Source organism: Rothia sp. HMSC058E10 (genome assembly GCF_001809415.1).
GTDB classification, from domain to species: domain Bacteria; phylum Actinomycetota; class Actinomycetes; order Actinomycetales; family Micrococcaceae; genus Rothia; species Rothia dentocariosa.
Window position 1 is genome coordinate 39,789 of sequence record NZ_KV797606.1, and the last position, 11,923, is coordinate 51,711.

Consider the following 11,923-nt stretch of genomic DNA (forward strand, 5'->3'; position numbering starts at 1 on the left):
ACTCAGGCTCCCGGAAAGACGCGGTGTCTGGTATATCAAGAACGACCGGGCATCCACTTAACCCTTAAATCTTAACCCGTCTTGGCGTCAGATGCACCCTTACAGGTCGATATGTCGAGTATGCGTACTGCCATAGGAACGCTCGAAGCCCGCATTCATACGGCAAAACCGTGAACGCGGGCTTCGTAAAAATTATTGGGTGTGCCCCTGCTGTTAGGCGCCGACACCGAACCCAACGCGGCGCTTCTCTTCGGAGCCGAGCTCAACATAACCGATCTGCTCACCGGGTACGAGGGTGGTTGCTCCCTTATCGTCGGTGATTTCAAGGAGGGAACCGTTCGTAATGGCGTCGGCTACCTTGGTGCGGATAGTCTCTACGCTTTCCTTGGTTTCGAGCGTAACTTCGCGGCTAATGTGACGAATGCCGATTTTGATTTCCATGATGACCCTTCAAGCCGTCAGCGGTGTTTTCTTCTGGATTTAGTGTACCGTGCCTGCCAGGCGGATGCCGTAAGGATGCGCGCATGATTCGCCTGTGGCTTAGGGCTGCGGTGGAATAAAGCGCAGCGTGCAGAAGATTATCCCGCAATTAGCGGTCGTCGATGGTGATTCCGTAGAGCGTTTCGAGCGCCGCAATGTAGTCGGAGGTTCGCCCCTGGGTTGCGAGCTGTTTCGCGCGTATCGTGGGGGTGTGCAGAAGGGACTTCACCATGCGGCGCATTGCAAGTTCGAGCTGCTCGGTGGCGGCTGTACAACCGAATTGGCTGCGTACCTTATCGAGCTCTTCGTCCAGCACCTCCATAGTATGAGAACGAAGCGCCACGATCGCCGAATCAATATTGCGGGTCTTTTGCCGTGCAGCAAAGGCCTGAGTCTCAGACTCGACGATGCGCTCGGCGGTGGCGACCGCCTCCTCAGTTTCTTCGGGGGCTGCCAAACGCACGGACTCTAAGGTAATAAGTTCCACCTGCGGCAGATCTGCAATAGCGGGGTCAAAATCTCGGGAGAGCGCCAAGTCGAGGATCGTATGATGCCCCGGTGGAATTTCGGCGGGGGAGAGCGGGTCAGACCCGCCCGAGCAGCCAACAATCACATCCGCCTGTTCCATGGCCTTATACGTTTCACCTTTGGGAACCGCGCGAACATCGCGTTTTGCGGCAAACTCCGGGGCACGGCCCGAACGGGAGTTAACCCAAATGTCTTCGCATCCGCGTTCACGCAGGGCTGCAATAGTAGCACCCGCGTAGGCACCCGTTCCAAAGACGAGAGCACGGCGGGTTTTCCAGTCTTTCTCGGCGACCGCATCCGCCAAATCCAGGGCGACCGAGACGATGGAACGCCCCTGTGACCCGATAGTGGTGTGTTGCCCAACCTGACGGGCGGTGTGTGCCGCATGCTCGAAAAGCTGTACAAGCTCCCCGGGAACCGTCCCTTCTTCTTGGGCGTAGGCAAGCGCACGGCGCACTTGCCCGGCGATTTCGCGCTCGCCGACCACGGCGGACTCTAACCCGGATGCCACTGTAAAGAGATGTTTGGCAGCTTCGAGGTTTTCGTAGATTTCAAAACTGTCTGCAATAAGCTCTGCATCGAGCTCAGATTTTTGCGCAATCTCGGCGTAGAGCATATCGCTTACGGGGCCTAAATGCTCGGCCACCGAGAGCTGCACATAAATTTCGAGGCGGTTGCAGGTTGCCAGCACAATAGTGCCGGTAACGCCCAAGTTTTGCGCGGTTTCGGTACGAAAAAGCTCGGGTATGCTAGCTGCACCGTTGCTCAGTAGAGCGACGGTGGTGAGATCGATGATCCTGTGTGATGCAACAAATGAATACGTAGCCACTAGACAATAATCATAAACACATTTTTAGTCGGTGAGTGTAACCTAACGTGAGCTGGCTCCCAATAGTGTGAGTTTGTGTGAAAAGGTCCCGAACTATGCCCAACAAGGCCCAGCAAAGAACCGGTGTATAAAAACTTAGGGTAAATAAATTTTGAGATAGCTAAAACAGCTTTAAAAATAAGGTAACCCTACACCAAAATTTATAAAGGTTACGAAGGGGTACTTTATGACACCGTGTCATAAAAACAGGCGCGAAAACCTGTCAAACTAGAGGGTATGACCGAAACCCAGCAGCCCCAGCGAGCCGCCAATGGTGCAGATTCTCAGCAGTCGCGCTCTACGGTGAGTGCTCACCCGAGAGATCGCCAGCGTGATTTGCTGACCGAGGCGCAGCTGTCGCGCCTGAGCGCATCTCACCCGCTGCGTGCCGCTCAAACCGCCGATTCTCCGATGCTGCAGGCGCTCACCGGGCGCGCATCTGAGCATCGTCCGGTCTGGTTTATGCGCCAAGCGGGGCGTTCGCTGCCCGAGTATCGCAAGGCGCGCGAGGGAATTCCCATGCTGGACGCCTGTTTGACACCCGAACTTGCCGCCGAGATTACCGTGCAGCCGGTGCGCCGTCACAAAGTCGATGCCGGTATTTTCTTTTCGGATATCGTTATCCCCATGAAACTCGCGGGCGTGAATGTCGATATTGTGCCCGGCCGCGGTCCCGTACTCGAACATCCCGTGCGCACGCTTGATGAAGTGCGTTCCCTGCCTGAACTAACCGATGCGGCACTTGACCCCATTCGTGAGGCAGTCGCAGCAACCGTCGACATGCTCGGTTCCACCCCTCTCATTGGTTTTGCGGGTGCACCTTTTACCGTTGCCGCCTATATGGTTGAGGGTGGTCCCTCCCGCGATCACTTGCGCCCCCGCACCATGATGCATGCCGACCCCGTTACCTGGCGCGAGTTAGCGCAGTGGGCCGCGCGCACCTCGGGACAGTTTTTGCGGGCTCAGATCGAGGCGGGTGCATCCGCCGTGCAGCTCTTCGACTCTTGGGCAGGCTCTTTAGGGGAAGCAGACTACCGCCGGTATGTGCAGGAACACTCTGCCACCGCCTTGAGCATGGTCGAAGAATTTGGGGTGCCGCGCATCCACTTTGGTACCGGAACCGCCGAGCTGCTGCCCGCCATGCATGAGGCCGGTGCCGATGTGATCGGGGTGGACTACCGCCTGCCCCTTGATGAGGCAAACCGCAGGCTCAACGGTGCGGTGCCGCTTCAGGGGAATATTGACCCCGCGCTTTTAGCTGCAGGGCGTGAGACTCTATATGCTCACGCGGATGAGGTACTCGCCGCCGGGGCGAGCGCCCCCGCCCATATTGTGAACCTGGGGCACGGGGTACCGCCTACAACGGACCCGCAGGTGCTCACCGATCTAGTGACATATCTTCACGAACGCACTCGACGCCCATAAAACGGATACTCTTAAGAGAGGCAGTTAGAACCGAAACATTAACGGGGATGAATATGGTACATCAGCACAAGAATCATCATGCACCAAGCGCCATCGTAGTCGGCGGCGGCATTTCTGGGTTGTTGGCGGCGCGTCGTCTTACCGATGCCGGAGTGAACGTAACCGTCCTAGACCAGAATGATTATCTGGGAGGCGCCCTCGGCGCGCATAAGGTCGCCGGTTTGGTGCTAGATTCCGGTGCGGAATCCTATGCGACCCGAACCCCAACCGTGACAAACCTCGTCAAAGAGCTTGGTCTAGACGACCAGATTGTGCATCCCAACTCCCACGGTTCATGGCTGTATCTGCCTCAGGGTGCCCGCAAAACCCCGAGTACTGGAATTATGGGCATTCCCGGCGATCTTTCTGATAAATCTTTGGCTGGTGTGCTCGGTAAAAGCGGTTTGCGCCGCGCTCGCATGGATAAGGTGCTGCCTGCTTCGGTTGGGGCAAACGCAAAGACGCTGGGCGAACTGGTACGTGCCCGTATGGGTAAAAAAGTACTCGATAACTTGGTTGCGCCCGTGGTCTCCGGGGTGTACTCGACCCACCCGGATATGCTCGATATTGATGCCGTTATCCCCGGCTTACGCGAAGGGCTGAAAAAGCATAAGTCCCTAGCTGCCGCCTCCGCCGCGATACGCGCTCAAGCACCCGCAGGTTCCCAGGTCGCCGGACTTTCTGGTGGCATGCACTTGCTGATCGAACAGCTTATCGAGAAGATGCCCGCACCCGTGCGGTACATTCCCGAATGCGGTGTGATTGCGGTGGATCGTGACCCCATCACCAATGAATGGGTGGTGATTCGCCGCCGCAGCGACGGTGAGAAAGCTGCATCGGTGGGTGCCGATTATTTGGTGATTGCTACCGATGGTTCCACCGCTGCGCGTCTGCTCGGACCGCATATTAAGGGAAGTTCTCTGCCTAATATTGACCCCGGCCCCGAGGTTGCTCTCGTAACGCTCGTTGTCGATCAGCCCGCGCTTAACTCGAACCCGCGTGGTACGGGTCTGCTGGTTTCCGAAGCTGTGACGAATGTGCGTGCCAAAGCGCTCACCCATGCTACCGCTAAATGGGCGTGGGTAGCCGAAGAGGCGGGCAAGAACCGCCACGTGGTGCGACTTTCCTACGGCCGCGGGGGAGAACAGAGTACCTTCTCCGACGTTTCTCTTGACGAAGACCAGCTGATCACTCTCGCCTTGCGCGACGCCTCGAAACTGCTCGATGTGCCCATTACCGCCCAAAATCTGGTGGATGCGGATGTGGTTCGCTGGAATGGCGTGCTGCCTCTCTCAACGCCCGGATACCGCGAGCGTGTGCAGCTTTTCCGTGAACGCGCGGCAGAACTCGATACCGTCTGCACGGTTGGTTCGTGGGCCGCAGGTTCCGGACTCGCCGCCGTGGTGCGCGATACCCAGGAACAGCTGGATCAATTCATCGCACACATAACACAAAAACGCGCCTCGAAGTGACGAAGATACTTGCGGCTGCCCGCGCAGTGCAGGCACCGTGTTAACCAAAGAAAACAGAAGACAAAACCTCACGAGTGAGGAGCATAAACCGCAGGCAGATTAAGGTCTGTCTGGTCAAGGCTCGCAGGTGAATACGACGTATCCGGCGAATCTTGGGCGGTTTTCACCGAAAGGAAGAAAATGTCTCACGAAGAACATCAGAATGCAGCCCACGGCTCTCATGGAAGCGGGTACGGGGGCGCACCCAAAGGATATGCCGTGCAGCATTCCCCAGCTGATGAGAACAAACGCGGTCGTGAAGAGGGCGAAACTCTGCACTATACCCTGTACACCGTCTTCGCCCGTGCCGGGCAGCGTGCCGAGAGCGCATCCTCGGCGGAAGCTATCGCCGAGTTCGAGCAGCTCATCGAAGAGCTCAAAGCGGACGGCGTAACGCTGCGCGGGCTCTACGATGTTTCCGCTATGCGCGATAACGCAGACGTTATGGTGTGGACCCACGGGCCGACCCCCGAAAAGCTGCAGGCAGCCGTGCGTAAGATCCGCCGTACCGCGCTCTTCAGCGCGACCACCATTGTCTGGTCGACTATGGGCGTGCACCGCGAGGCAGAATTCACCCGCAACCATGCACCCGCCTATGCGCGCCAGAAGGCACCCGAGGCATGGGTATGCGTGTACCCCTTCGTGCGTTCCTACGACTGGTACTACATGAATCCCGAACGCCGCGCCGAAATGCTCAAGAACCACGGCATGAAGGCTATCGACTTCCCGCAGGTGCTCGCGAACACCGTGGCAACTTTCGGTCTGAACGACTACGAATGGGTACTCGCCCTTGAGGCTCCCGAATTGGTCGATCTGGTCGATATGATGCGCCACTTCCGCAATACCGAGGCACGCCTGCATGTGCGTGAAGAAATTCCCTTCTACACCGGTCGTCGTGTGAACGCCGCCGATGTCGCCGAGGTGCTCGCGTGAGTGAGACCGTACGCGCAGGGTGCTGCGGGAACATCCCGGACGATGTTTGCCCGAACGCTACAGACCCCGCGAATACCGCTTCTAACGGGCCAGCAGTGCTTACCCCCGAGACGCTAAAGTCGTACCGGGGGGAGTGCGGTATTACCCGTTCTCGCACCGCCGTGCCTGCCCCCTATGACCTGGTGATTCTTTCCTCCTTCGGCGGGCCCGAAGGACAGGAAGATGTGATTCCCTTCCTGCGCAACGTTACGGCGGGGCGCGGCATACCCGATGAACGTCTGGAAGAAGTCGCCACCCACTACCGCGCAAACGGTGGTATTTCACCTATTAACGAGCAGAACCGTGCGCTTTTGGTAGCACTTCGAGAAGTCATGCAGGAACGCGGGCCGCATATTCCGATCGTGTGGGCAAACCGCAACTGGAAACCCTATGTGACCGACGTAGTACAGCAGGCTTATGAGGAAGGGCACCGCAATATTCTGGTGCTCGCCACTAGCGCCTACCCCGGGTACTCCAGCTGCCGCCAATACCGCGAAGACTACGGGGTGGCGTTGGAGAAACTCGGTCTTCAAGACCGCATGCGCATTGATAAGATTCGCCAATTTTTCGATGCGCCCGGGTTCGTTGAGGCCTTTACTGAGGGCTTAGAGAACGGGCTGAAACAGGTTCGCAATACCGTGGCGGAGCGCATTGCTGAGGGAACGGCGGCTGCCGGGAATGGGCGTATTCGCATTATGTTCTGCACCCACTCGGTGCCGACCTCTGCTGCTAATGAGGCGGGCCCGCGCGGAATCGACTACGAGGGCGGTTCTGCCTACGTAGAGAAACACCTGCAGGTGGCGCGCGCTATTCTTGCAAAGATCCGCGAACAGGACGAGAGCCTTTTGGATAGTACCGACTGGGAGCTCGTCTATCAGTCGCGTTCCGGCTCACCCTCCACCCCCTGGCTAGAGCCCGATGTTAACGACGCCATCGACAAAATCGCTGGTGACGTAGACGGCATCATTATGGTTCCGCTGGGATTCGTCTCTGACCATATGGAAGTCCTCTGGGACCTCGATACCGAGGCGATGGAAACCTGCCGTAACCACGGTATCGTGGCGGTGCGCACCCCCACTCCCGGCGTGCACCCCGCCTATGTGGAATCGCTGCGCCGCCTGATTGTCGAGCGTATGGCCGAGCCCGCAGAATCCGATCACGACAGGCGCGAAAGCGTTTTCGGGGAGTCCATATCCGGCGAACTCGGTTGGTTCGACGAATGCGACCCTGACTGCTGTAAACCCCTGCGCGGTCAGGAAAAACCTGTAATTGCGGAGTACACCCCTAAGGAAGACTGCGCCTGCTGCAATGAGCGCGTATAAGCGCTGCCGTATGTGCGGGTTCATCCCAACCGTATTGATGAGTCCGCACATACGGCACCCATAAAACCTGAGGAGAACCATGAGCGACCCCTATATTCTCGGCACCCGAGGCTCAGCCTTGGCGCTCACCCAGAGCACCCTTGCCGCCGAACACATCGTTCAGGTGTTCAACACTCACTCCCGCGAACACGGCGCCGAACGCACCCTATCCTTTGACATCACCACCGTCAAAACCGACGGGGATGTGCTCACCGGACCGCTCGCAACCCTCGGCGGCACCGGAGTCTTCGCCGCCGCACTGCGCCAACGCCTTCTCGACGGTGATACCCCCGGTGGAGTCGATGTTGCGGTGCACTCGCTCAAAGACTTACCTGCCGAACCGTGCCCCGGGCTCGTCATCGCGGCAATTCTTGAACGTGAAGACCCGCGCGATGCCCTGGTAGCGCGCGATAACCTCACCCTCGATACCCTGCCTACGGGCGCTCGCGTCGGTACCGGATCACCGCGCCGCGCCGCACAAGTACGTGCTCTGCGCCCCGACCTTGAAATCGTCGATATCCGCGGCAACGTGGGCACTCGCATAGCCCGCGTGAAAGGGCTCGAAGAACACGGAAACCGCCAAGTCGTCGTGCGTGACAGCACCGAAACCGACGAAGCCGCGCACCGTGGAATCGGTACCGAAAACACGGGTGATTGCGATGCCGTCATCCTCGCCGTTTCGGGGCTCAAACGCCTCGGCAAAGAATCCGTTATTACCGAATACCTTGACCCCTCCCGCATGCTCCCTGCCCCCGGGCAGGGCGCGCTCGCCATTGAGGTACGCGAAACAGAATTTGCTAACCCCGATACCGCGACTTTATTCGACTCTGAAATTTCCCGGCCCGTGCGCACCCTGGGGGAAGCGCTTATTGCTGCCGACCACTTTGAAACCCACCTTGAGGTCACTGCCGAACGTCGTCTTCTGCGCCGTCTTGAGGCCGGATGCGCCGCCCCCATTGGCGCCTATGCTACCGTCAAAGACGGCGATCTTGTGCTCACAGCAGTTGTCGCATCGCCTGACGGTACCGAAAGCTTGCGCCACACGTCCGCCACCGGTGAGCTTGATGTTCCCGGCGCTGAACGACTGGGTATTCGCGTTGCCGAAGACCTGCTTCAGATGGGCGCCGCGGCCCTTGCCGGTCTTGAGGTGAAATAGAGCGTGGCTCGTGTTCTGCTGACCCGCACGGCGGCTCAAGGCACGCCTTTTGAGCGTGCTTTGAACGATTTGACGGCGGAGCGAGGCATTCCGAAGATTCAGGTGGATTTTGCGCCCATGCAGCTGCCCCGTACAGTTGCGCCTGAGTATTCGCTGTTTTCCTTGGTAAGCTTAGCGGCGGAGGGAGCCTTTCTTTGGGCTACTTTCACGAGCGCGAATGCGGTGCGTTCCTGCGCCGAGCTTTTTGGCACATCCTTTGCGTGGGCGCTGCGTGATGGCGGAACCCGGATCGCCTGTGTGGGGTCTGCAACGGCACGGGCGCTACGTGAGATCGGCCTGGAACCCCACTTCACGCCTGAAAAACAGGATGCTCTGGGCATGCTCGCAGAATTCCCTACCGAGGGCGCCAACCCCGAGCTGGGCATTCCTGAGAGCCTGCGTAAGCCGCAGAATACCCCGGAATCTGCCGCATTGGGCTGGGACGATATGCTTTCTGCGCAGGCGAGCGTGCTCGTCTTTGAAGGGGCAAACGCCCGCCCAACTCTGCGTGAAGGGCTAGTGGGGTTAGGCTTCCGTGCCGTGTGTGCGGTGGTATATGAGATGGTGCCGGCGACCGCCTCCGTACTTGAGGCGGGAGAGATCTCCTGTGTGAACGCTCGTGAGCTTATTGCCGGTGCCGGTACTGGCTCGAATTCCGCCGCGGTAGACGTTATTGTTGCCACCGCTCCGTCAAGGCTCAAAGAGCTGGTGGGGGAGAACCCAAACCCTGAACGAATCCCTCCGGTGGCAGCTATCGGCCGCACAACAGCCCGCACCTGCGAGGAACTGGGGCTGCGCCATAGGATGGCTGATTCTCCCACCCCGGAGGCCCTAGCTCTAGCAGCCGTTGAACTGCTGCGTTCCGCCTAGACGCTAAATAATAGAAGTATTATGTGAAAGGTTATGTCGATGAATCTTACCCGACGACCCCGCCGACTGCGCACCACTGCCGCCATGCGCGCCCTCACCGCCGAGACTGCGCTGCGTCCCGAGCAGCTTATTCAGGTGTTTTTCGTGCGCGACGGCATTAGCGAACCACAGCCGATTTCCTCAATGCCCGGGCAGTACCAGCACACTCTGGAGTCTCTGATTCCTGCTGTGCGCCAGGCTGCGGAGGCGGGCATTAAATGCATTGATCTCTTCGGTGTTCCGTTGGATGATGATAAGGACGAAGTAGGCTCGGCGGCTTGGGACGACAACGGCATTTTGAACCGCGCTATCGCTGCCTGCCGTGCCGAGTTTGGCGACGAGATTGTTATTATGGCCGATACCTGCCTGGATGAATTCACCTCTCACGGGCACTGCGGCGTGCTTGTCGATGATGGTTACGGCACCATGAATGTCGATAACGATGCAACCGTGGAACTGTACTGCAAGATGGCGGTTTCCCAGGCACGCGCCGGGGCGCACACGGTCTCTCCTTCAGGCATGATGGACGGGCAGATTGCCGCCATGCGCGCCGCGCTGGACGAGGCCGGGTTCCAGAACGTCTCTATCATGGCGTATTCGGCGAAGTATGCCTCCGCGTTCTTTGGTCCGTTCCGTGATGCGGTAGAGTCTAGCTTTACCGGGAACCGCAAAACGTATCAGCAGGATCCGGCGAACCGCCGTGAATCTCTCCTAGAGGTGCAGACCGATATTGACGAGGGCGCCGATATGGTGATGGTCAAGCCCGCCGGAAGTTATCTCGATATTGTGCGTGAGGTCGCCGAGTTTTCACCTGTCCCGGTGGCGGCGTACCAGGTGTCGGGGGAGTACGCCATGATTGAGGCCGCCGCGGCAAACGGCTGGATCGACCGCCGCGCCGTGGCGTTAGAGGCTCTGCATTCGATTCACCGCGCGGGCGCGGACATGATTCTCACTTACTATGCAACCGAAGCCGCCCGCTGGCTGCGTGAAGGCTAAACCTAGGGAGTCCGTACTGACACTCGGACCCCGCAAAGGTATACGTAAACCGAGCGACGTTGCGTATACCTGTGCGGGTTTGTTGTGTTTAACCCTGCCAGATGCGCCCCCGACCCTGCTCAAACACGGACGAGCGTGCTCGTTCCTGCGCTGCCCGCGACGGACGATAGTTACCGCACCCGTAATTTGTTGTGCGTTTTATGCATACCAACAGAGAAATATTAGGTTTTTACCTTTCCCACCGGGCACAATAGAAACGCTATATCACCACATCAATCAGGACTGGACATCTGATGCAGACTTATTATGATCGCACCTATATTCAGGGCGAACTTAGCCGTTTCACACAGCAGTGGCGGCAGAAAATTGACAGTCATAGACGGTCATCTCGCAAGAACTTTGAAATTAGTGAGACCCAAACCTTCTGGAATTCCCTTCTTGCGTGTTTTGGTATTAAACCCGGCACCGTCGCCGAGTTTGAGCGTCCCGCACGCCGCGCAAGCACCGGTAATCATGGGCGAATCGATGTGTTTTGGCCTTCTGTACTTTTGGTCGAGCAAAAGACCGAAGGTAAAAACCTTGAGGAAGCGCTCGATCAGGCTCGCGATTACATAGCTGGTGGGAGTATTCCCGAAGAGAACCTGCCGCGTTACCTTGCGGTTAGTGATTTTGAGCGTTTCATATTCGTGAACCGCCGCACTGGTGACCGGGAAGAGTTCACACTCGAAAAGTTACCGGAACGCTACGACACTTTGAAATTCCTAGCGGGCGAAGAAGCTATTAGCGCCGAGGAACAACAGGAACTCACGATAGCCGCATCGAAAATTATGGCGAACCTATATCAGGCGATGATGGGCGATACTGATACTCCTGTCGGTGAAGAAGCCGCGCAGAATGCCGAAGATGAAGACCTTCGCGTGCAGGAAACTTCAATGTTCCTCACCCGTATCCTTTTCCTGCTCTTTGGCGATGATGCCGGTATTTGGGAAATGCATCTCTTTACCCGGTTTCTGCGTAAGCACACCCGCGAAGACGGTTCAGACCTGGGCACGCAGATTAATGCTCTCTTCGAGTATCTAGATACCCCAGAATCTAAACGTACCCGCATGCGTCATGTACCCGAGTTGATGGCTCGATTCCCCTATGTGAACGGGTCTTTGTTCGCCGAGCGCACCCCGACCGAGTATTTTACGCGCGAGCTTCGCGAACAGCTGTTGATTGCGTGCGGTTTCGACTGGTCGCAGATTTCAACCGCTATTTTCGGGTCAATGTTCCAGCTTGTGAAGTCACGTGAGGCGCGCCGCGCGGCAGGTGAGCATTACACATCGGAAGAGAATATTCTTAAAACCATTAACCCGCTTTTTCTGGATGATTTGCGCGCCCGCGCAGAAAGTCTGATTGCTTCTACCAAGGGGTCTAAGACTAAGCGAGCTGAGCTTGCAGCGTTTCTTGACGAGCTTGGGAGCATGCACTTTATGGATCCGGCGTGCGGTTCCGGGAACTTCTTGCAGGTTGCGTATATGCGGCTGCGTGAGCTTGAGACTCGGGTACTGACCGAAATTCATCGGCTAGAGGACTCGGGTGGTTTTACACTGGATGCATCGCTGAACACGCGCCTTTCCATTTCGCAGTTCCACGG

General features: G+C 57.8%; 10 protein-coding genes. 8 read left to right on the forward strand and 2 right to left on the reverse strand.

What is annotated here, in order from left to right; translation table 11 throughout:
* Positions 1-213: 213 nt before the first annotated feature.
* Positions 214-441, reverse strand: coding sequence for a DUF3107 domain-containing protein (locus tag HMPREF2609_RS00405; protein WP_004005102.1), 228 nt, complete (start codon positions 439-441; stop codon positions 214-216).
* Positions 442-589: 148 nt separating this feature from the next.
* On the reverse strand, positions 590-1,837 hold the full coding sequence (locus HMPREF2609_RS00410) for a glutamyl-tRNA reductase (protein WP_070534458.1): 1,248 nt from the start codon (positions 1,835-1,837) through the stop codon (positions 590-592).
* 276 nt (positions 1,838-2,113) lie between these two features.
* On the opposite strand from HMPREF2609_RS00410, the gene hemE reads away from it, so the two are divergent.
* From hemE to HMPREF2609_RS00450, 8 genes are all read left to right on the forward strand, one after another.
* A complete protein-coding gene (hemE, locus tag HMPREF2609_RS00415) occupies positions 2,114-3,301 on the forward strand; it encodes a uroporphyrinogen decarboxylase (protein WP_070534459.1) in 1,188 nt (395 codons plus the stop codon).
* Positions 3,302-3,348: 47 nt separating this feature from the next.
* Positions 3,349-4,812, forward strand: a complete 1,464-nt coding sequence (hemG, locus tag HMPREF2609_RS00420) for a protoporphyrinogen oxidase (RefSeq protein ID WP_013397469.1) — start codon at positions 3,349-3,351, stop codon at positions 4,810-4,812.
* A 180-nt stretch (positions 4,813-4,992) separates the two neighbouring features.
* Positions 4,993-5,784 carry a hydrogen peroxide-dependent heme synthase gene (hemQ, locus tag HMPREF2609_RS00425; RefSeq protein WP_013397467.1) on the forward strand — a complete coding sequence of 264 codons (792 nt, stop codon included), beginning with the start codon at positions 4,993-4,995 and terminating at the stop codon, positions 5,782-5,784.
* Positions 5,781-7,145, forward strand: coding sequence for a ferrochelatase (locus tag HMPREF2609_RS00430; RefSeq protein WP_070534460.1), 1,365 nt, complete (start codon positions 5,781-5,783; stop codon positions 7,143-7,145). The genes hemQ and HMPREF2609_RS00430 overlap by 4 nt, the downstream gene beginning before the upstream one ends.
* A 79-nt stretch (positions 7,146-7,224) precedes the next feature.
* Positions 7,225-8,340 (forward strand): hydroxymethylbilane synthase, encoded by a 1,116-nt coding sequence (gene hemC / locus HMPREF2609_RS00435; protein ID WP_070534461.1) that lies wholly within the window; start codon positions 7,225-7,227, stop codon positions 8,338-8,340.
* 3 nt (positions 8,341-8,343) lie between these two features.
* Complete coding sequence (locus HMPREF2609_RS00440) at positions 8,344-9,249, forward strand: uroporphyrinogen-III synthase (protein ID WP_070534462.1); 906 nt, start codon at positions 8,344-8,346, stop codon at positions 9,247-9,249.
* A 39-nt stretch (positions 9,250-9,288) separates the two neighbouring features.
* Positions 9,289-10,284: a porphobilinogen synthase gene (gene hemB, locus HMPREF2609_RS00445; protein WP_070534463.1), complete on the forward strand. Its 996-nt coding sequence runs from the start codon at positions 9,289-9,291 to the stop codon at positions 10,282-10,284.
* 293 nt (positions 10,285-10,577) lie between these two features.
* A partial coding sequence (locus tag HMPREF2609_RS00450; RefSeq protein WP_141745248.1) for a type IIL restriction-modification enzyme MmeI occupies positions 10,578-11,923 on the forward strand: 1,346 nt, incomplete at its 3' end.

Bases quoted from the DNA above. Each gene is read 5' to 3' on its own strand.
- HMPREF2609_RS00405 (WP_004005102.1), bottom strand. From the start codon at position 441: ATGGAAATCAAAATCGGCATTCGTCACATTAGCCGCGAAGTTACGCTC.
- hemE (WP_070534459.1), top strand. From the start codon at position 2,114: ATGACCGAAACCCAGCAGCCCCAGCGAGCCGCCAATGGTGCAGATTCT.
- hemG (WP_013397469.1), top strand. From the start codon at position 3,349: ATGAATATGGTACATCAGCACAAGAATCATCATGCACCAAGCGCCATC.
- hemQ (WP_013397467.1), top strand. From the start codon at position 4,993: ATGTCTCACGAAGAACATCAGAATGCAGCCCACGGCTCTCATGGAAGC.
- hemC (WP_070534461.1), top strand. From the start codon at position 7,225: ATGAGCGACCCCTATATTCTCGGCACCCGAGGCTCAGCCTTGGCGCTC.
- hemB (WP_070534463.1), top strand. From the start codon at position 9,289: ATGAATCTTACCCGACGACCCCGCCGACTGCGCACCACTGCCGCCATG.